Genomic DNA, 17,636 nt, shown 5'->3' with positions numbered 1-17,636 from the left:
GCGTGACCAGCCTCTCGGTGCTCAGATACTTAATGAAGTGGAGTGGCATTCAGGCAAGAGGTTAACATCACCTGTTCGCCATAACCAAGCACGTGCACAAAGTTTGTTATCAGTGAATTGTTTTGTGATTGGGTATTGTTGAGCTACTAGAGCAAGAATGCCAACATCCAGTGGCAGTGCCTATAGTAAAACTATAGCTCAGGGCGCTTCGTTCAAGATAGTTAATATCATATTAGTTACTTTACTTTCATACCATAGCACGGTTGAAAAAGTGATTATTACTCAAAAATAAATCTCACCATCAACCATATATTTAAGAGTACTTATCGCCTGCTGGGCGGATATTACTTTCATTAAAGGATAGTGTTTAAAAACAATGCCATTCATAAAATAGATATCACAGGTTTTATTATCTGTATTAATTATAATTTTTTCGAATATTTTATAGGCAAGTGTACGACATAGCTCTCGCCCATTTTTACTGGTTAAATCAATAGCATGAAAATCACCAAGTGAACTCACCCCTTTACTCTTCAAAGTTTTTAATGATACCGAAGCCCTTCGTAATTCCTTATCTAATAGTCTTATTTTCTCTGCTATAGCGGTAACTTCAGGCGCGACAGACAATGCAACGATTAAATTATTAATTTTCATCTGAAGCTCAATAATTTTTAACTCTAAAGTTTCATTAGCATCTTTCTTGTTTTCAACTGGTTGAATTTTGCTACAATTAAAAAGCAATTCATTAATGATATTATAATCAACCAAATCTCTTTTTATTGATGGCCTGTCACATCGATGTAATCTTCTCATCGGACAAACATAATAGCCATGCAAACGTCCAGATACCGCATGAACAATCATGGTATTACCACAAGCCTCACACTTCATAACTGTTCGAAGTAGATTTATTAGCATAGGATTCTTGCTACTATTGCTAATACCAAAAGGTGCCAACCGAATTTCCTGTACAGCGTAAAACAAATCATCTGATATGACTCTGGGATAATAGCCAGCGATTTCACTTATCCCTTTCCCTCTTGCACGATATGAAGGTACGCATATACCTATCAGAGCTTTATTCGCTAATAATTTTTCAATTACAGAAGGCCCCCATGCACTTTCTTTTCCTGAAAAATTTTTTACAGCATGATCATTTAAATACTTAGCTATTGCATTCAATGATCGCCTTTCCATCCTGAGTTTAAAAATTAGCTCAATCGTTTTCACCCTGTCGGGGTCTGGAATAAAAGCTGTTCTTTTGTCATCCAATGAGAGCCATCTCGGACAAGACGCCGTCATAATCGTGCCTGATTCCAGTGCATCCTGCCGTTTTTTCTTCCATGATAATTTAACCCGACTTGACTTTATCTCGCTTTCTTCATTTGCCCTTTGTGCTATAAGTATGGCTTTTATTAATGAATATGGCTCATTCAATGAGTCTATATTATAGACTGTATTATCGCAAAGAGTTATAACATCAATACCGTGATTCAAAATCAATTTCAGACGCTCAATCGCTTCACCGACTTTTTCTCTTGAAAGTCTGTCCAGACTTTCAACTAACAATGTAGTCCCTGGCAATATGTAACCATGTTCTATAGCATCTAAAAATTCCGAAAAAGCTCCTGATTGTGCATGCTTTCCATTGAATGCGCTTAACCCCAAATCTTCATACGTTACGGTATCAAGGTAATAATCACTATTTACCTTTAGCCATTCAGTAATAAGCCTTCTCTGGCGGTTTAATGAATCACCAGACATCTGACCTGGTGATGAAAATCGCATATATGCTATGGCTTTTTTCATGGTGACACCTGCTAAAGTATGCTTTTATAAACCTTAGTGGTGAGATATGATTTTTGTTTAATTTTTATTTAAAAAGACAATTAAGGTCACATTATCTTGAATATACAACAATAATCGTATTGCAATTTTCTTACACCATAACCTTGAAAGCACAAAAGAATGAATAAAAACTAAAGACATTAACAAAAAGCATAAAACGAGGCCCATATAAATATACGAGCCTCCATATTTTAGTTGTTTAAAAACAAATTATTTTTAATGTGGTGTGCTTCGTGACAATAAATTAATAACCAACACACCGGCACAAATCAACATCATGCCTATAATGGCTGGCAGGTCCAACCGTTGGCCGAAAAATCCCCATGATAGTAAGCTAATCAGGACAATACCGACTCCTGACCAGATAGCATAAGCAATCCCTGTAGGAATATAAGCCAGCGTCTGAGCTAATAACCAGAATGATGCACAATAACAAATAATTGTACCAACAGATGGCCATAACCGTGTAAAACCTTCTGAAAACTTCATTAAGGTTGTACCAATGACCTCTGCAAGTATTGCACCACCAAGATAAATATAAGGATTCATAGCATATTTTTTCCTGTTCAAACTGGAGAGAATTGTACTACAGTTTGAACTCAACTCACCTGTTTCATCATTGTGTACCCATTGATGTTCTTTTATATACCCTCAATACCCGTTTCATCGCGGCACTCTGGCGACACTCCTTAAAAATCAAATTCGTGCTCACCTTTCCTTCCCATTCTTCTCTGGTAGCGAACCGATAATACACCGTTCGCCAGACCTTACCATCAACGACCAGGATTCCTGCCCGCGCCATTTTAGCCGCAGCCTGATTTATGCTGGTTACTGTTGCGCCTGTTAGCGCGGCAACGTCCGGCGCACAGAAGCTATTATGCGTCCCCAGGTAATGAATAATTGCCTCTTTGCCCGTCATACCCTTGCTCCTTTCAGCCCAAACTTAGCTTTGATTTCTGCGATCTTCGCCAGAGTCTGTGCACGATTTAGAGGTCTACCGCCCATGACAGGAAGTTGTTTTACTGGTTCAGGTATCGCCTCACCACGGTTAATTCGTGCGGTCATACAGGACAATTCATCGGCAGCCTTGCGCCGTAATTCCGCGTCAGTCAACGCATTGGCCCGCATGTTCTGGTACAGATTGGTAACCAGCCAGTAGTGCGCGTTTGATTTCCACGGATAAGACTCTGCATCCGGATACAGGCCTCGCTTCCGGCAATACTCGTAACCCATATCAACCAGCTCGCTGACGTTTGGCAGTCCGGCGATAACGGATGCTTCTTCCCGGCACCATGCAACAAACTGCCCGGGTGATGGAAGAAATGGTCGATTCTGCCGACGGGCTACGCGCATTCCTGCGTTAACCTGTTCCATTGTGGTGATCCCGTTTTCCCGGAAAGCCAGAACCCACTGGCGGCGGATTTCGTTCAGTTCGTTCTGGTCACGGTTAGCCAGGCTCGCTGGGAAAGTTGCCAGTAACTGGCTGAACACACCGTTGATGATCTGCGCTACCTGCTGTACCTGCGGCTTTTCGTCGTACTGTTCCGGCATGTTGTTGGCGATCCGACGCATCTGCTCACGGTCAAAGTTAACCATCTGTGCGGCGATGTTTTTCATAGATCCACCCCGTAAATCCAGTCTGTGTTTGTCAAGTCGAGTTTTGGTTTGCTGGCTGTCACGACTGCCTGTTGCTTGTTACGGTTGATTTCGAGCTGGGTCCACTTGTCGCGGAGTTTGGCCGGGCTCAGCACGTTACCGGACCAGAAGTTGTCCTGGCATGCCCAGCGGAACAGCACGCACATGTCGCGGTGGTTACGTCCGTCACGTTCACGCATCAGGCGGATATCGTTAGCCCACCCTGCAAAATTCGGTTTTCTGGCTGATGGCGCGATGGTCTTCACCATGTCAAACATCCACTCTGCGGCGGTCAGGTCTTCTGCTGTCCCCCACTTGCTGCCGCTCTGAATTGCAGCATCCGGTTTCACCACAGGAAGATCGTTTTCTGGTTGGTCAGAGGATTCGCCAGAATTCTCGGACGAAAAAGGTTTTATATTGTCTTTTGTTAGTTTGTCTTTTGTGTTTACCTGATTCGGGTAAACGCCTTTACCTGATTTGGGTAAACTTTTTTTACCTGATTCAGGTAAATTTACCTCTTTCAGGTAAACTTTATTTTTCTTACCTGATTCGGGTAATGTTGACCATTCACTGACCACATTATTAATGCCGGTATTCCGCCCGCTCTGAATAAAAATCCCACGCTTTACCAGAACACTTTTTGCAGCAGAACACTTGTGCGGCAATATCCCGGTTAATTCGGAAAGTTGCTCGTTGCTAACCCAATCCAGTTTTTTATTAAAGCCATATGTTTTGCGCATGACAGCCAGAAAGACCAGAAGCTGGTGCTGTGTTAATCCGGCCAGCATCACAGCTTCCAGCAACTCATTTGCAATGCGCGTATAACCATCATCGAGATGTGCCACGCGCGGCTCCTTTTGTGCCGCATCCGGCACTGGAAAATTGAATATCTCAGCAGTGTTTGCCATAATTCCTCCCGCAATGAGTGTGTTACGATTTGCACCTGAAAGTCGGTTCTGTTCCAGCAGACCGGCTTTCGCCATTTTTGAACCTGTCATATTGCCCCCAGCATGGTGGTGACCATCGCCATCAATGGACCAGCCAGATCCGGGTCCACTCGAAACATCGACACAATGCCTTCACTCATCTCCTTCAGTTTCTGGTGGCGTGGTGCGTTGAGAATGACCGCCTGCTTTGCCTCACTGAGCTCCTTTTCCATTTCAGCCAGCCGAGCCATGAAGCTATCCTGCTCAACCAGGTGGCCGCGATATTCCAGCGGTAGTACCGCCAGAATTGCCGGGGTCAGTTCACGCACGTTATTTCGGTATTTTTCAGAATCGAATTTGTTATCGAGGAAGCGGAACAGCTTCTGGCGTGCACGGCTGACATCATCAGGGAAATCGATGGTGCCGCCGCCCTGCTCCCGATACTCATTCACAATGAGTGCGGCAACAACATCCTGATTATCTGCAGCCGACCAGGCGCGGACGGCATCACGGATTTTTTCGTGGCCTGGAGCTTGTTTTGTTTGAGAACGATTTATCACCGCAGTCGGGCTAAATCCGCTAGTCTGTTGGTATGTAAGTGGTTGCATAGTCATTGCCTTATCAGTTAACGCCGCAGTTTAGGCGGCAGAATTACTCGCGTTAAACAATGGTGCGAGGTCGGGACGAATATCTGCTGGTTTAATCTTTCCACCAGTGGCTGAGACAATTTTCATTACATAGCGGGCATCAATTCCGCCACCGTGTAGCCAACGCCAAACAGTGGGTTGGGCTACACCGCATAGATCTGCCAGTCGTTTTTGACTACCTGTAATACTGATTGCGAGTTGAATGGTTTGATTTGTCATTATCAATTCCTATTGGTATTGCAATGAATAAATAATAGCAATGCGTATTAATCATAACAATAGCAAAACGTGTTTTGACCATCAATACGCAAGCGTATAAATTAAAACTTATGAAAAAAGAAACTCTTGCTGATCGCTTAAACCTAGCGATGGAACAATCTGGAATGTCTCAAGGCGCTCTTGCAAAGGCGTCTGGCGTAGCTCAACCCACAATCTGGAGACTGACAAGCGGCAACGCGCGCGGCTCAACAAAAATTGTTGAAATAGCTAATGCATTGGGTGTTCGAACAGAGTGGCTCTCATCAGGCATAGGCCCGATGAGAAATGACGGTCAACAATTAGGGAAGCCTACTGCCAACCATCCCAAATACTTCAAGATTGACGTTCTTGATATAGAAGTGAGTGCCGGGCCGGGAGTCATCAACCGTGAGTTTGTAGAAGTTCTACGCTCGGTTGAGTACTCGTTTGACGATGCTCGTCACATGTTCGATGGCAGGAAGGCAGAAAATATCCGCATCATTAACGTACGCGGTGACAGCATGTCAGGAACGATCGAACCAGGTGATCTTCTGTTCGTTGATATCACTGTTAAATCTTTCGACGGTGATGGTATCTATGCGTTTCTGTATGACGACACCGCCCATGTAAAGCGCCTGCAAATGATGAAGGATAAGCTGCTGGTTATCTCTGATAACAAGAGCTACTCACCGTGGGACCCGATCGAGAAAGACGAGATGAACCGCGTGTTCATCTTCGGGAAAGTCATCGGGAGCATGCCGCAGACATATAGAAAGCATGGGTAGAAATCAGAACAAAATTATGCACTTCGCTTTTCAGCTTACTGTAGTAAGGCAATAAATTAGGCTTGACGTTAGCTATCAGGTGCACAACAATAATTGTTGAATAATAGTTTTTTTTAACTAGGTGATAACATGGCAGCGGTTGAATTTCAATTGTCTAGGAAGATGATTGATTGGATAGCAAATTCTCAAGGAGTTTCTATCGAAACTCTTGCTGACCAAGTCATGCCCAAAAAGATTAATAAATTTCTTAACGGAGTGGTAAGTAAATCCGCAGCAGAAAAACTGGCAAAAATTGGAGGAATCCCTTTCGGTTTTTTATTTCTTGAAACGCCACCAACTCCAGCCAAACCCAAGATCCCTGACTTAAGGCAAGCTATAAATAGCCGTGAGTTAGGAAAAGATTTTTTTGATGTTTACTATGATATAGAATATAAACTTGAGTGGTACAAAGACTATTTAAGAGAAAATGGTAATGATGATCCACTCGATTTTATTGGTAAATTTAAATTTAATAGAAAATTAAATTATAAGGTTGTTGCTACAGACATAGCAAACACAATACATTTTGATATACAAAAAGAGATAAAAAATGTCACTTTTGAGAGCTATTTTTCTAAAGTGGCAAAACTAATAGAAGACACTGGCGTATTAGTTTTCAAGAATGGTGTTGTGGGTAATAATAATAAAAGAAAACTTGACACGCGAGAGTTTCGTGGTTTCTGTATATCTGATAGCGTTGCTCCGATCATTTTTGTAAATAGCTCGGACGCGTTATCTGCGCAGGTATTTACATTATTTCATGAGGTGGCTCATCTTTGGCTTGGAGTCGATGGAGTCTCTGGGTGGGACACAGAAAAAAACATAGAATCTTTTTGTAATAAAGTTGCTGCTGAAATCTTAATGCCTGATAATCTCTTCAAATCTTTCTGGCTTAATGCATCCAGCGATAATAATTATTATCGAGTAAAAGAGGTTTCTAAGTTATTTAAGGTTAGTGATTTCGCTTGTGCAATCAAAGCGTTACAATTAGATTTGATAGAAAGAAACACTTTGGAGATAATTAAAGATCAAGCTTACAATAAGCCCAAAAAAGAATCTAATGGTGGTTCTTTCTTTAACACATTACCTGTTCGTAACAGTCCAAAACTTACGAATATAATAATTTCCAAAGCAATGTCTCAACAATTACCATTAAGGGAAGCAGGCGTACTGCTAAATGTAAAAGCAGATACAGTTGTTGAATTTTATAAAAAACGAGAATCTCTATGATTCATAATGGAAAATTCTTAATTGATAGTAATGTCTTCATAGAGGCAAAAAACTTTGCATATAACTTCAATTATTGCAAAATATTTTGGGATTTTCTTCTCGCTTTACACATGAATGGTCTGATTTATAGCATTAATGCTGTAAAAAAAGAACTATGTGCAAAAGATGATCCATTGTGTAAATGGATTAAAGAAGAGTTACCATCATCATTCTTCGAAGATGAGCATAGTTCAATAGAAAATTATGCAAAGTTAATAAATTGGTCAACTAAATTAGATGTTACCGAAAAGGCAAAGTTTGATTTTGCAAGCCATGAAAAAGCAGATGCTTTTTTAATAGCCCATGCGATGACACATGGATATACTATTATTACCCATGAGAAACCATCCGGTGGCAAACCTAAAAAAAGAATAATGATCCCGGATGCTGCTGCTTCTCACGGCGTTAAGACATTAACACTATATGAATTTCTTCCAAGATACGCTAGTCATAATTTTTCTTTGAAATAAAACGTCCCGGCCACCGTGCCGGGTTTTCTTTTGTCCCCTCCCCTCATCACACAAACCGTTCGAAAAACCACCACAACCTCCCTTCAGTTATCGCTATGCGATGCAAGTCACAAAATTAATTCTTTTTGCTATCAAACAGTTAATATCAAAACACATCAATCAATAGCAATAAGTATTGATACCACCAATAGCAATAGCTATTATTACCATGTCGCAACAACACAACGATACGGCAACTACCTGATTCACCGTTGCGATGACCGCTTAGATCCGCAGTTTGAATTTCAGCAGGCTTCGGGGAGTGCGAGGGGTGAAACGGACGCGTGAACGTCGGTGTGACCAGCTGAAATTAACTCAACATTTCATACCTTAGTCGCTTCAACGAGGCGGCTTAGTTATGACAACCGGCGGCCATCCACCGCCTGAATACGCGCAGAAGTCTCTATATGTTCAGCAGCCCAGCTTACGGGCAGGAGTTTTTATGGTTCATCAACATTACGGAACGCAGACCGTTAATCGCGGCGCGGTCATGCCAGGAATGCTGGTCAAACACAAAGATGGTACCTGGACTGCATCAGCTAATTTACGCGGACGGCTTTATCTGCATCGCGGCATCGAGCGCACTTATACCCGTGATTTGCTCGTGGAAGTTTTTCTCGACGGACGCGGTAACGGCCTGAATCACTAACCCCCCTTTCCTGTTTTCCTAATCAGCCTGGCATTTCGCGGGCGATATTTTCACAGCCATTTTCAGGAGTTCAGCCATGAACGCTTATTACATTCAGGATCGTCTTGAGGCTCAGAGCTGGGCGCGTCACTACCAGCAGATCGCCCGTGAAGAGAAAGAGGCAGAACTGGCAGACGACATGGAAAAAGGCCTGCCCCAGCACCTGTTTGAATCGCTATGCATCGATCATTTGCAACGCCACGGGGCCAGCAAAAAAGCCATTACCCGTGCGTTTGATGACGATGTTGAGTTTCAGGAGCGCATGGCAGAACACATCCGGTACATGGTTGAAACCATTGCTCACCACCAGGTTGATATTGATTCAGAGGTATAAAACGGATGAGTACAGCACTCGCAACGCTGGCAGGGAAGCTGGCTGAACGTGTCGGCATGGATTCTGTCGACCCACAGGAACTGATCACCACTCTTCGCCAGACGGCATTTAAAGGTGATGCCAGCGATGCGCAGTTCATCGCATTGTTGATCGTTGCCAACCAGTACGGCCTTAATCCGTGGACGAAAGAAATTTACGCCTTTCCTGATAAGCAGAATGGCATCGTTCCGGTGGTGGGCGTTGATGGCTGGTCCCGCATCATCAATGAAAACCAGCAGTTTGATGGCATGGACTTTGAGCAGGACAATGAATCCTGTACATGCCGGATTTACCGCAAGGACCGTAATCATCCGATCTGCATTACCGAGTGGATGGATGAATGCCGCCGCGAACCATTCAAAACCCGCGAAGGCAGAGAAATTACGGGGCCGTGGCAGTCGCATCCCAAACGGATGTTACGGCATAAAGCCATGATTCAGTGTGCCCGTCTGGCCTTCGGATTTGCGGGTATCTATGACAAGGATGAAGCCGAGCGCATTGTCGAAAATACCGCATACACTGCAGAACGTCAGCCGGAACGCGACATCACTCCGGTTAACGATGAAACCATGCAGGAGATTAACACTCTGCTGATTGCCCTGGACAAAACATGGGATGACGACTTATTGCCGCTCTGTTCCCAGATATTTCGCCGCGACATTCGCGCATCGTCGGAACTGACACAGGCCGAAGCAGTGAAAGCTCTTGGATTCCTGAAACAGAAAGCCACTGAGCAGAAGGTGGCAGCATGACACCGGACATTATCCTGCAGCGTACCGGGATCGACGTGAGAGCTGTCGAACAGGGGGATGATGCATGGCACAAATTACGGCTCGGCGTCATCACCGCTTCAGAAGTTCACAACGTGATAGCAAAGCCCCGATCAGGAAAGAAGTGGCCTGACATGAAAATGTCCTACTTCCACACCCTGCTGGCTGAGGTTTGCACCGGTGTGGCTCCGGAAGTTAATGCTAAGGCGCTGGCCTGGGGAAAACAGTACGAGAACGACGCCAGAACCCTGTTTGAATTCACTTCCGGCGTGAATGTTACTGAATCCCCGATCATCTATCGCGACGAAAGTATGCGCACCGCCTGCTCTCCCGATGGTTTATGCAGTGACGGCAATGGCCTTGAGCTGAAATGCCCGTTTACCTCCCGGGATTTCATGAAGTTCCGGCTCGGTGGTTTCGAGGCCATAAAGTCGGCTTACATGGCCCAGGTGCAGTACAGCATGTGGGTGACGCGAAAAGATGCCTGGTACTTTGCCAACTATGACCCGCGTATGAAGCGTGAAGGACTGCATTATGTCGTGGTTGAGCGGGATGAAAAGTACATGGCGAGTTTTGACGAGATGGTGCCGGAGTTCATCGAAAAAATGGACGAGGCACTGGCTGAAATTGGTTTTGTATTTGGGGAGCAATGGCGATGACGCATCCTCACGATAATATCCGGGTAGGCGCGATCACTTTCGTCTACTCCGTTACAAAGCGAGGCTGGGTATTTCCCGGCCTTTCTGTTATCCAAAATCCACTGAAAGCCCAGCGGCTGGCTGAGGAGATAAATAATAAACGAGGGGCTGTATGCACAAAGCATCTCCCGTTGAGTTAAGAACGAGTATCGAGATGGCACATAGCCTCGCTCAAATTGGAGTCAGGTTTGTGCCAATACCAGTAGAAACAGACGAAGAATTTCATACGTTAGCCACATCCCTTTCACAAAAGCTGGAAATGATGGTGGCGAAAGCAGAAGCAGAAGCAGATGAGAGAGACCAGGTATGACAACCACTGAATGCATTTTTCTGGCAGCGGGCTTCATATTCTGTGTGCTTATGCTTGCCGACATGGGACTTGTTCAATGACACCTCAGCAAGAAAACGCCCTTCGCAGTATTGCCCGTCAGGCTAATTATGAAATCAAAAAAGCCAGACAGCAGTTTCCGGATAAAAACGTCGATGACATTTGCCGTAGCGTACTGAAGAAGCACCGCGAAACGGTAACGCTGATGGGATTCACACCGACTCATTTAAGCCTGGCGATCGGCATGTTAAACGGCGTCTTTAAGGAACGGTGAACATGAAAAACAAAATCATCATGGAGCTACAGGCTCCTTTTTTATTATTCGCATTCACCCTCAAGCGTATTAACCAACAATTCAGGGATTAATGAAAGATGGCAGACATCATTGATTCAGCATCAGAAATTGAAGAATTACAGCGCAACACAGCAATAAAAATGCGCCGCCTGAACCACCAGGCTATATCTGCCACTCATTGTTGTGAGTGTGGCGATCCGATAGATGAACGAAGACGCCTGGCCGTTCAGGGTTGTCGGACTTGTGCAAGTTGCCAGGAGGAGATCGAACTTAAGAACAAACAATGGGGACTGTAATGGCCTCAAAGCAGCAAATTTCAACATCGTCCAACTGAGGTGTAAAAATGTTCAGAATCATTTTTCCTAACACCTGGTACGTCGACCACCACGGCACTCCCTGCAAAATCCTGCGTTCTACCCACAACAAAGTTCACTACATCCGAAAAGGCAGAACATGTATCGCCAGCATGTTCCGCTTTAATCATGACTTTGAACCTGTGAATAAAGCTGATGCAGATCGGATAGCAGAAGAGATCGAAACGGCAGAACACATTAAGAAGTTACGTGCCATACGCAGGAAATAGAAAAATTGATAAATTCAATACTGCATTTCTCAGCATTAAATTTATCTCTATGACCAGTCAAGAGATGTACCTGCCATGAGCTTAATATCATGTCAGATATATCGGTCACAAACTCCCTCAGCAGCTAAGAGGAGGACAAATGTCTCGACTAATCACTTTACAGGACTGGGCTAAAGAAGAATTTGGGGACTTAGCACCAAGTGAGCGAGTTCTGAAAAAATACGCGCAAGGGAAAATGATGGCCCCACCCGCTATAAAAGTTGGTCGCTACTGGATGATTGACCGAAATTCCCGTTTTGTAGGAACGCTTGCAGAACCGCAACTCCCAATAAACGCAAACCCAAAACTCCAACGGATAATCGCTGATGGCTGCTAGACCCCGATCTCACAAAATCTCTATACCCAATTTATATTGCAAATTAGATAAGCGAACCGGAAAGGTATATTGGCAATACAAACATCCACTATCCGGTCGTTTTCATAGCTTAGGAACTGATGAGAATGAAGCAAAACAAGTTGCTACTGAAGCAAATACCATTATTGCTGAACAACGTACCCGACAAATATTAAGCGTCAATGAGCGTCTGGAAAGAATGAAAGGCAGGCGCTCAGACATTACGGTGACAGAATGGCTTGATAAATATATTTCTATCCAGGAGGACAGGCTGCAACATAATGAACTAAGACCCAACTCCTATCGGCAAAAAGGCAAACCCATTCGTCTTTTCCGTGAGCATTGTGGAATGCAACACCTCAAGGATATTACCGCACTTGATATTGCCGAAATAATTGATGCTGTAAAGGCTGAAGGTCATAACAGGATGGCGCAAGTCGTGAGAATGGTGTTAATCGACGTCTTCAAAGAAGCACAACACGCAGGACATGTTCCGCCAGGATTTAACCCAGCGCAGGCAACAAAACAACCGCGAAATCGAGTAAACCGCCAAAGATTATCACTGCCCGAATGGCAGGCAATATTTGACAGCGTAAGCAGACGGCAGCCCTATTTAAAATGCGGGATGCTACTTGCTCTTGTCACTGGACAACGTTTAGGCGATATCTGCAATTTGAAATTCTCTGATATCTGGGACGACATGTTGCACATTACTCAGGAAAAAACCGGTTCAAAACTTGCTATTCCGCTTAACCTGAAATGCGATGCTCTGAATATTACCCTTCGTGAAGTTATATCTCAGTGCAGGGATGCTGTTGTTAGTAAATATCTGGTCCATTACCGTCACACAACCTCTCAAGCAAACAGAGGAGACCAGGTTTCTGCGAATACTCTGACAACGGCTTTTAAAAAGGCCAGGGAAAAATGTGGCATAAAATGGGAGCAAGGAACTGCGCCCACATTTCATGAGCAGCGATCTCTGTCAGAACGGTTATATCGGGAACAGGGTCTGGATACGCAAAAGTTGTTAGGCCATAAATCCAGAAAAATGACCGACCGATACAATGATGATCGTGGTAAAGACTGGATTATCGTAGATATCAAAACAGCATAGAAAATAGCCAGTTTTGGGGAAGGGTTTTGGGGAAAGTTTTGGGGAGGATTTTACATCATCATAAAACAACGGGCGTGTTATACGCCCGTTTCAATATTTAACACATGTAGTGATTACATATTCTTGATGATCGCATCACCAAACTCTGAACATTTCAGCAGTTTAGCGCCTTCCATCAGACGTTCGAAGTCATAGGTTACGGTCTTCGCATTGATTGCGCCTTCCATACCTTTAACAATCAGGTCAGCCGCTTCAGTCCAACCCATATGGCGCAGCATCATCTCAGCGGAGAGAATAATAGAGCCTGGGTTTACTTTGTCCTGTCCGGCATATTTCGGCGCAGTACCGTGGGTGGCTTCAAACAGGGCGCATTCGTCACCGATGTTTGCGCCAGGGGCGATACCGATACCACCAACCTGCGCTGCCAGGGCGTCAGAAATGTAGTCACCGTTCAGGTTCATACAGGCGATAACATCATATTCAGCCGGACGCAGCAGGATCTGTTGCAGGAATGCATCAGCAATCACGTCTTTAATGACGATCTCTTTGCCGGTATTCGGGTTTTTAACTTTCAGCCACGGGCCGCCGTCGATCAGTTCACCGCCAAATTCTTCACGCGCCAGTTGGTAGCCCCAGTCTTTAAACGCGCCTTCGGTGAACTTCATGATGTTGCCTTTGTGCACCAGGGTCACAGAGTCACGATCGTTAGCAATTGCGTATTCGATCGCTGCACGAACCAGACGTTTGGTGCCTTCTTCCGAACACGGCTTAATACCGATACCGCAATGTTCCGGGAAGCGAATTTTCTTCACGCCCATCTCTTCACGCAGGAATTTAATCACTTTCTCAGCGTCGGCAGAGTCTGCTTTCCATTCGATACCCGCATAAATGTCTTCCGAGTTTTCACGGAAGATAACCATATCGGTCAGTTCAGGGTGTTTAACCGGGCTTGGAGTGCCCTGATAGTAACGTACCGGACGCAGGCAGATGTAGAGATCCAGTTCCTGGCGCAGGGCAACGTTCAGAGAGCGAATACCGCCACCAACCGGAGTGGTCAGCGGGCCTTTAATGGCAACGCGATATTCACGAATCAGATCAAGGGTTTCAGCAGGCAACCAGACGTCCTGACCATAAACCTGTGTGGATTTTTCACCGGTGTAAATTTCCATCCAGGAGATTTTACGCTCGCCTTTATAGGCTTTCTCAACTGCAGCGTCGACCACTTTCAGCATGGCTGGGGTTACATCTACACCGATTCCATCACCTTCAATGTAAGGGATAATCGGATTTTCAGGAACGTTGAGTTTGCCGTTTTGCAGGGTGATCTTCTTGCCTTGTGCCGGAACAACTACTTTACTTTCCATTCACCTCTCCTTCGAGCGCTACTGGTTTGCTCGTCTACCACCACGTTGCATATGCGTTTGCGTCCTGCGATACGGATGCTTTAGAGCAATTTTTTGTTAATGATTTGTAATTGGCTTGTCAATACTACCCTATTGTTTGCCGTCATGAAAGATGCGCGTTATTAGGCTATAATGCGGCAATTCATAATCTCTGAAAATACCATGCAAAAAACTTCTTTTAGAAATCACCAGGTTAAGCGATTCAGCTCGCAACGTTCTACCAGGCGTAAACCTGAAAACCAGCCCACGCGTGTGATCCTGTTCAATAAACCCTACGATGTTCTTCCGCAGTTCACCGATGAAGCCGGACGCAAAACATTAAAAGAATTCATCCCGGTTCAGGGGGTGTATGCGGCAGGTCGTCTCGACCGCGACAGCGAAGGGTTACTGGTGCTGACCAATAACGGCGCGTTGCAGGCGCGTTTAACCCAGCCGGGTAAACGCACCGGAAAAATCTATTATGTGCAGGTGGAAGGTATTCCCACACAAGACGCACTTGAAGCCTTGCGCAATGGCGTAACCTTAAATGATGGCCCTACCCTGCCCGCAGGCGCGGAGCTGGTTGAAGAACCCGCGTGGTTATGGCCGCGGAATCCACCAATTCGTGAGCGCAAAAGTATTCCCACCAGCTGGCTGAAGATCACCTTATATGAGGGACGTAATCGCCAGGTGCGCCGCATGACCGCCCATGTTGGTTTCCCCACGCTGCGACTGATTCGCTATGCGATGGGGGATTACTCTTTGGATAATCTTGCCAATGGCGAATGGCGAGACGCGACAGATTAAGGATGCAAAATGTTTAAACCGCACGTTACCGTTGCCTGCGTGGTGCACGCAGAAGGCAAACTTTTAGTCGTTGAAGAGACGATTAATGGTAAAGCGTTATGGAACCAACCTGCCGGGCATCTGGAAGCCGATGAAACCTTAGTGGAAGCCGCCGCCCGTGAGCTGTGGGAAGAAACCGGCATCAGCGCGCAGCCGCAACACTTTATTCGTATGCATCAGTGGATTGCGCCAGATAAAACGCCGTTTTTGCGCTTCCTGTTTGTCATTGAGCTTGAGCAAATATGTCCAACCCAGCCTCATGACAGCGATATCGACTGCTGCCGTTGGGTCAGCGCCGAAGAAATTTTACAGGCGTCAAATCTTCGTTCGCCGCTGGTGGCGGAAAGTATTCGTTGTTATCAAAGCGGGCAACGCTATCCGCTGGAGATGATTGGCGATTTTAACTGGCCTTTTACAAAGGGTGTCATCTAAAAGGCTGCGTGATAGAATACGCCGCCTTGAAGTTCAATGTCGTGAGTGATCCAATGTCTGAAACCGCAAAAAAAGTAATCGTCGGCATGTCCGGCGGTGTCGATTCCTCCGTTTCTGCCTGGCTGTTGCAACAACAGGGATATCAGGTCGAAGGCCTGTTTATGAAGAACTGGGAAGAAGACGACGGTGAGGAATATTGCACAGCGGCAGCGGATCTGGCTGATGCCCAGGCTGTCTGCGACAAGCTCGGCATTAAACTGCACACCGTTAACTTTGCTGCCGAGTACTGGGACAACGTCTTCGAACTGTTCCTTGCCGAATATAAAGCCGGTCGCACGCCAAATCCGGATATTCTGTGCAACAAAGAGATCAAATTTAAAGCTTTCCTCGAATTTGCCGCCGAAGATTTAGGTGCCGATTATATCGCTACCGGTCATTACGTACGTCGGGCAGATGTCGATGGCAAGAGCCGCCTGCTGCGTGGCCTGGACAGCAATAAAGACCAGAGCTACTTCCTTTATACGCTCAGCCATGAGCAAATTGCGCAAAGCCTGTTCCCGGTCGGCGAACTGGAAAAACCGCAGGTGCGTAAGATTGCTGAAGATCTCGGTCTGGTCACCGCGAAGAAAAAAGACTCTACCGGTATCTGCTTTATCGGCGAGCGTAAATTCCGCGAGTTCCTGGGCCGTTATCTCCCGGCGCAACCGGGCAAAATCATTACCGTCGATGGCGATGAAATTGGTGAGCACCAGGGGCTGATGTATCACACCCTCGGTCAGCGTAAAGGTCTGGGTATCGGTGGCACCAAAGACGGCACCGAAGAACCGTGGTATGTGGTCGATAAAGACGTCGAAAACAACATTCTGATTGTTGCGCAAGGCCATGAACACCCGCGTCTGATGTCTGTCGGTCTGATTGCCCAGCAGCTGCACTGGGTCGATCGCGAGCCGTTCACCGGTACTATGCATTGCACAGTAAAAACCCGCTATCGCCAGACCGACATCCCGTGCACCGTCAAGGCGCTGGACGCTGATCGCATTGAAGTGATTTTCGATGAGCCGGTTGCCGCCGTGACGCCGGGCCAGTCTGCCGTTTTCTATAACGGTGAAGTGTGCCTCGGTGGCGGTATTATTGAGCAGCGTCTGCCGCTGCCGGTCTGATTATTATCTTTACTTAAAACAAGGAAGCAGTGAACGTGGCAAAGAATTACTATGACATCACCCTCGCCCTTGCCGGTATTTGTCAGTCGGCACGCCTGGTGCAACAACTCGCTCACCAGGGGCATTGTGATGGCGATGCGCTACACGTCTCACTCAACAGTATTATCGATATGAACCCCAGCTCAACGCTGGCGGTTTTTGGCGGTAGCGAAGCCAACCTGCGCGTCGGGCTGGAAACCTTGCTCGGCGTACTCAATGCCAGCAGTCGCCAGGGCTTAAACGCCGAATTAACCCGCTACACACTCAGTCTGATGGTGCTTGAGCGCAAACTCTCCTCAGCGAAAGGTGCGCTCGACACTCTGGGCAACCGGATCAACGGCCTGCAACGCCAGCTCGAACACTTCGATTTACAGTCCGAAACGCTGATGAGCGCGATGGCTGCCATCTATGTTGATGTTATCAGCCCGCTTGGCCCGCGCATTCAGGTCACTGGTTCCCCTGCTGTACTGCAAAGCCCACAGGTGCAGGCGAAAGTTCGCGCAACCCTGCTGGCAGGCATTCGCGCCGCCGTGCTCTGGCACCAGGTCGGCGGCGGTCGTCTGCAACTGATGTTTTCTCGTAATCGCCTGACCACTCAGGCAAAACAAATTCTTGCTCATTTAACCCCGGAGTTGTGAT

The 17,636-nt window shown here is 46.0% G+C and carries 27 protein-coding genes; 18 read left to right on the top strand and 9 right to left on the bottom strand.

Going from position 1 to position 17,636, the window contains the following annotated elements; genetic code table 11:
* Positions 1 to 282 precede the first annotated feature (282 nt).
* From ACJHYO_RS08905 to ACJHYO_RS08870, 8 genes are all read right to left on the bottom strand, one after another.
* The gene (locus ACJHYO_RS08905; RefSeq protein ID WP_021524011.1) at positions 283 to 1,809 is read right to left on the bottom strand and encodes a recombinase family protein; all 1,527 of its coding nucleotides are present in this window, start codon (positions 1,807 to 1,809) and stop codon (positions 283 to 285) included.
* Positions 1,810 to 1,866: 57 nt separating this feature from the next.
* A complete protein-coding gene (locus ACJHYO_RS08900; protein WP_001348591.1) occupies positions 1,867 to 2,016 on the bottom strand; it encodes a hypothetical protein in 150 nt (49 codons plus the stop codon).
* 48 nt (positions 2,017 to 2,064) lie between these two features.
* A complete protein-coding gene (emrE, locus tag ACJHYO_RS08895) occupies positions 2,065 to 2,397 on the bottom strand; it encodes a multidrug efflux SMR transporter EmrE (RefSeq protein ID WP_001070442.1) in 333 nt (110 codons plus the stop codon).
* Positions 2,398 to 2,464: 67 nt separating this feature from the next.
* The gene (locus ACJHYO_RS08890; RefSeq protein WP_085455319.1) at positions 2,465 to 2,767 is read right to left on the bottom strand and encodes a protein ren; all 303 of its coding nucleotides are present in this window, start codon (positions 2,765 to 2,767) and stop codon (positions 2,465 to 2,467) included.
* Positions 2,764 to 3,465 (bottom strand): replication protein P, encoded by a 702-nt coding sequence (locus ACJHYO_RS08885; RefSeq protein ID WP_410232443.1) that lies wholly within the window; start codon positions 3,463 to 3,465, stop codon positions 2,764 to 2,766. The genes ACJHYO_RS08890 and ACJHYO_RS08885 overlap by 4 nt, the downstream gene beginning before the upstream one ends.
* Positions 3,462 to 4,391 (bottom strand): replication protein, encoded by a 930-nt coding sequence (locus ACJHYO_RS08880; protein ID WP_139815372.1) that lies wholly within the window; start codon positions 4,389 to 4,391, stop codon positions 3,462 to 3,464. The genes ACJHYO_RS08885 and ACJHYO_RS08880 overlap by 4 nt, the downstream gene beginning before the upstream one ends.
* Positions 4,392 to 4,477: 86 nt before the next feature.
* Positions 4,478 to 5,017: a toxin YdaT domain-containing protein gene (locus tag ACJHYO_RS08875; RefSeq protein ID WP_001182881.1), complete on the bottom strand. Its 540-nt coding sequence runs from the start codon at positions 5,015 to 5,017 to the stop codon at positions 4,478 to 4,480.
* Between the two features lie 30 nt (positions 5,018 to 5,047).
* The gene (locus ACJHYO_RS08870; protein WP_000184665.1) at positions 5,048 to 5,275 is read right to left on the bottom strand and encodes a helix-turn-helix domain-containing protein; all 228 of its coding nucleotides are present in this window, start codon (positions 5,273 to 5,275) and stop codon (positions 5,048 to 5,050) included.
* A gap of 110 nt (positions 5,276 to 5,385) precedes the next feature.
* Here ACJHYO_RS08870 and ACJHYO_RS08865 point away from each other — a divergent pair, with 110 nt between their 5' ends.
* The 14 genes from ACJHYO_RS08865 (at position 5,386) to ACJHYO_RS08800 (ending at position 13,138) form a co-directional block, all read left to right on the top strand.
* The gene (locus tag ACJHYO_RS08865; protein ID WP_000712396.1) at positions 5,386 to 6,078 is read left to right on the top strand and encodes an XRE family transcriptional regulator; all 693 of its coding nucleotides are present in this window, start codon (positions 5,386 to 5,388) and stop codon (positions 6,076 to 6,078) included.
* Positions 6,079 to 6,207: 129 nt separating this feature from the next.
* Positions 6,208 to 7,347, top strand: coding sequence for an ImmA/IrrE family metallo-endopeptidase (locus ACJHYO_RS08860; protein ID WP_000741702.1), 1,140 nt, complete (start codon positions 6,208 to 6,210; stop codon positions 7,345 to 7,347).
* A complete protein-coding gene (locus ACJHYO_RS08855; RefSeq protein WP_016244337.1) occupies positions 7,344 to 7,856 on the top strand; it encodes a DUF4411 family protein in 513 nt (170 codons plus the stop codon). Before ACJHYO_RS08860 ends, ACJHYO_RS08855 begins: the two co-directional genes overlap by 4 nt.
* Before the next feature lie 481 nt (positions 7,857 to 8,337).
* Positions 8,338 to 8,544 (top strand): phage encoded cell division inhibitor protein, encoded by a 207-nt coding sequence (locus ACJHYO_RS08850; protein WP_000233576.1) that lies wholly within the window; start codon positions 8,338 to 8,340, stop codon positions 8,542 to 8,544.
* 76 nt (positions 8,545 to 8,620) lie between these two features.
* The gene (locus tag ACJHYO_RS08845; protein ID WP_000995439.1) at positions 8,621 to 8,917 is read left to right on the top strand and encodes a host-nuclease inhibitor Gam family protein; all 297 of its coding nucleotides are present in this window, start codon (positions 8,621 to 8,623) and stop codon (positions 8,915 to 8,917) included.
* 5 nt (positions 8,918 to 8,922) lie between these two features.
* Positions 8,923 to 9,708, top strand: coding sequence for a phage recombination protein Bet (bet, locus tag ACJHYO_RS08840; RefSeq protein WP_332261243.1), 786 nt, complete (start codon positions 8,923 to 8,925; stop codon positions 9,706 to 9,708).
* On the top strand, positions 9,705 to 10,385 hold the full coding sequence (locus ACJHYO_RS08835; protein ID WP_000186848.1) for a lambda exonuclease family protein: 681 nt from the start codon (positions 9,705 to 9,707) through the stop codon (positions 10,383 to 10,385). The genes bet and ACJHYO_RS08835 overlap by 4 nt, the downstream gene beginning before the upstream one ends.
* Positions 10,382 to 10,564, top strand: coding sequence for a DUF1317 domain-containing protein (locus ACJHYO_RS08830; RefSeq protein ID WP_000149539.1), 183 nt, complete (start codon positions 10,382 to 10,384; stop codon positions 10,562 to 10,564). The genes ACJHYO_RS08835 and ACJHYO_RS08830 overlap by 4 nt, the downstream gene beginning before the upstream one ends.
* A complete protein-coding gene (locus tag ACJHYO_RS08825) occupies positions 10,537 to 10,734 on the top strand; it encodes a DUF1382 family protein (protein WP_085455316.1) in 198 nt (65 codons plus the stop codon). Before ACJHYO_RS08830 ends, ACJHYO_RS08825 begins: the two co-directional genes overlap by 28 nt.
* A 76-nt stretch (positions 10,735 to 10,810) precedes the next feature.
* Entirely contained in the window at positions 10,811 to 11,026 is a 216-nt protein-coding gene (locus tag ACJHYO_RS08820) for a hypothetical protein (RefSeq protein WP_000188880.1), read from the top strand.
* 98 nt (positions 11,027 to 11,124) lie between these two features.
* Positions 11,125 to 11,343: a TraR/DksA family transcriptional regulator gene (locus ACJHYO_RS08815; protein WP_000763364.1), complete on the top strand. Its 219-nt coding sequence runs from the start codon at positions 11,125 to 11,127 to the stop codon at positions 11,341 to 11,343.
* 47 nt (positions 11,344 to 11,390) lie between these two features.
* Positions 11,391 to 11,630, top strand: coding sequence for a DUF4222 domain-containing protein (locus ACJHYO_RS08810; RefSeq protein WP_000488406.1), 240 nt, complete (start codon positions 11,391 to 11,393; stop codon positions 11,628 to 11,630).
* 139 nt (positions 11,631 to 11,769) lie between these two features.
* A complete protein-coding gene (locus ACJHYO_RS08805; protein WP_000088653.1) occupies positions 11,770 to 12,006 on the top strand; it encodes an excisionase in 237 nt (78 codons plus the stop codon).
* A complete protein-coding gene (locus ACJHYO_RS08800; protein WP_000741335.1) occupies positions 11,996 to 13,138 on the top strand; it encodes a site-specific integrase in 1,143 nt (380 codons plus the stop codon). The genes ACJHYO_RS08805 and ACJHYO_RS08800 overlap by 11 nt, the downstream gene beginning before the upstream one ends.
* A gap of 113 nt (positions 13,139 to 13,251) precedes the next feature.
* Here ACJHYO_RS08800 and icd read toward each other — a convergent pair whose 3' ends face one another.
* Entirely contained in the window at positions 13,252 to 14,502 is a 1,251-nt protein-coding gene (gene icd / locus ACJHYO_RS08795) for an NADP-dependent isocitrate dehydrogenase (RefSeq protein WP_000444487.1), read from the bottom strand.
* 171 nt (positions 14,503 to 14,673) lie between these two features.
* Between icd and rluE the strand changes: the two genes are divergently transcribed.
* The 4 genes from rluE to hflD are packed head-to-tail and all read left to right on the top strand — an operon-like array spanning position 14,674 to position 17,635.
* Positions 14,674 to 15,327 (top strand): 23S rRNA pseudouridine(2457) synthase RluE, encoded by a 654-nt coding sequence (gene rluE / locus ACJHYO_RS08790; protein WP_001248695.1) that lies wholly within the window; start codon positions 14,674 to 14,676, stop codon positions 15,325 to 15,327.
* 9 nt (positions 15,328 to 15,336) lie between these two features.
* Positions 15,337 to 15,798 carry a phosphatase NudJ gene (gene nudJ / locus ACJHYO_RS08785; RefSeq protein ID WP_085455314.1) on the top strand — a complete coding sequence of 154 codons (462 nt, stop codon included), beginning with the start codon at positions 15,337 to 15,339 and terminating at the stop codon, positions 15,796 to 15,798.
* A 53-nt stretch (positions 15,799 to 15,851) separates the two neighbouring features.
* On the top strand, positions 15,852 to 16,958 hold the full coding sequence (gene mnmA, locus ACJHYO_RS08780; RefSeq protein WP_410232441.1) for a tRNA 2-thiouridine(34) synthase MnmA: 1,107 nt from the start codon (positions 15,852 to 15,854) through the stop codon (positions 16,956 to 16,958).
* A gap of 35 nt (positions 16,959 to 16,993) precedes the next feature.
* Positions 16,994 to 17,635: a high frequency lysogenization protein HflD gene (hflD, locus tag ACJHYO_RS08775; RefSeq protein WP_001295971.1), complete on the top strand. Its 642-nt coding sequence runs from the start codon at positions 16,994 to 16,996 to the stop codon at positions 17,633 to 17,635.
* Position 17,636 lies beyond the last annotated feature (1 nt).

It is taken from the genome of Escherichia sp. WS1118 (assembly GCF_046487695.1).
Lineage (GTDB): Bacteria > Pseudomonadota > Gammaproteobacteria > Enterobacterales > Enterobacteriaceae > Escherichia > Escherichia coli.
Note: the sequence above shows the minus strand (reverse complement) of the source record. Positions and strands in the feature narration are given on the sequence as shown.

Bases quoted from the DNA above. Each gene is read 5' to 3' on its own strand.
- rluE (WP_001248695.1), top strand. From the start codon at position 14,674: ATGCGGCAATTCATAATCTCTGAAAATACCATGCAAAAAACTTCTTTT.
- ACJHYO_RS08870 (WP_000184665.1), bottom strand. From the start codon at position 5,275: ATGACAAATCAAACCATTCAACTCGCAATCAGTATTACAGGTAGTCAA.
- ACJHYO_RS08860 (WP_000741702.1), top strand. From the start codon at position 6,208: ATGGCAGCGGTTGAATTTCAATTGTCTAGGAAGATGATTGATTGGATA.
- ACJHYO_RS08805 (WP_000088653.1), top strand. From the start codon at position 11,770: ATGTCTCGACTAATCACTTTACAGGACTGGGCTAAAGAAGAATTTGGG.
- ACJHYO_RS08875 (WP_001182881.1), bottom strand. From the start codon at position 5,017: ATGCAACCACTTACATACCAACAGACTAGCGGATTTAGCCCGACTGCG.
- ACJHYO_RS08845 (WP_000995439.1), top strand. From the start codon at position 8,621: ATGAACGCTTATTACATTCAGGATCGTCTTGAGGCTCAGAGCTGGGCG.
- ACJHYO_RS08890 (WP_085455319.1), bottom strand. From the start codon at position 2,767: ATGACGGGCAAAGAGGCAATTATTCATTACCTGGGGACGCATAATAGC.
- ACJHYO_RS08830 (WP_000149539.1), top strand. From the start codon at position 10,382: ATGACGCATCCTCACGATAATATCCGGGTAGGCGCGATCACTTTCGTC.
- emrE (WP_001070442.1), bottom strand. From the start codon at position 2,397: ATGAATCCTTATATTTATCTTGGTGGTGCAATACTTGCAGAGGTCATT.
- ACJHYO_RS08825 (WP_085455316.1), top strand. From the start codon at position 10,537: ATGCACAAAGCATCTCCCGTTGAGTTAAGAACGAGTATCGAGATGGCA.
- ACJHYO_RS08850 (WP_000233576.1), top strand. From the start codon at position 8,338: ATGGTTCATCAACATTACGGAACGCAGACCGTTAATCGCGGCGCGGTC.
- ACJHYO_RS08855 (WP_016244337.1), top strand. From the start codon at position 7,344: ATGATTCATAATGGAAAATTCTTAATTGATAGTAATGTCTTCATAGAG.
- ACJHYO_RS08885 (WP_410232443.1), bottom strand. From the start codon at position 3,465: ATGAAAAACATCGCCGCACAGATGGTTAACTTTGACCGTGAGCAGATG.
- ACJHYO_RS08800 (WP_000741335.1), top strand. From the start codon at position 11,996: ATGGCTGCTAGACCCCGATCTCACAAAATCTCTATACCCAATTTATAT.
- icd (WP_000444487.1), bottom strand. From the start codon at position 14,502: ATGGAAAGTAAAGTAGTTGTTCCGGCACAAGGCAAGAAGATCACCCTG.
- ACJHYO_RS08880 (WP_139815372.1), bottom strand. From the start codon at position 4,391: ATGGCAAACACTGCTGAGATATTCAATTTTCCAGTGCCGGATGCGGCA.
- ACJHYO_RS08905 (WP_021524011.1), bottom strand. From the start codon at position 1,809: ATGAAAAAAGCCATAGCATATATGCGATTTTCATCACCAGGTCAGATG.
- ACJHYO_RS08900 (WP_001348591.1), bottom strand. From the start codon at position 2,016: ATGGGCCTCGTTTTATGCTTTTTGTTAATGTCTTTAGTTTTTATTCAT.
- ACJHYO_RS08835 (WP_000186848.1), top strand. From the start codon at position 9,705: ATGACACCGGACATTATCCTGCAGCGTACCGGGATCGACGTGAGAGCT.
- bet (WP_332261243.1), top strand. From the start codon at position 8,923: ATGAGTACAGCACTCGCAACGCTGGCAGGGAAGCTGGCTGAACGTGTC.
- ACJHYO_RS08820 (WP_000188880.1), top strand. From the start codon at position 10,811: ATGACACCTCAGCAAGAAAACGCCCTTCGCAGTATTGCCCGTCAGGCT.
- ACJHYO_RS08815 (WP_000763364.1), top strand. From the start codon at position 11,125: ATGGCAGACATCATTGATTCAGCATCAGAAATTGAAGAATTACAGCGC.
- nudJ (WP_085455314.1), top strand. From the start codon at position 15,337: ATGTTTAAACCGCACGTTACCGTTGCCTGCGTGGTGCACGCAGAAGGC.
- ACJHYO_RS08865 (WP_000712396.1), top strand. From the start codon at position 5,386: ATGAAAAAAGAAACTCTTGCTGATCGCTTAAACCTAGCGATGGAACAA.
- mnmA (WP_410232441.1), top strand. From the start codon at position 15,852: ATGTCTGAAACCGCAAAAAAAGTAATCGTCGGCATGTCCGGCGGTGTC.
- ACJHYO_RS08810 (WP_000488406.1), top strand. From the start codon at position 11,391: ATGTTCAGAATCATTTTTCCTAACACCTGGTACGTCGACCACCACGGC.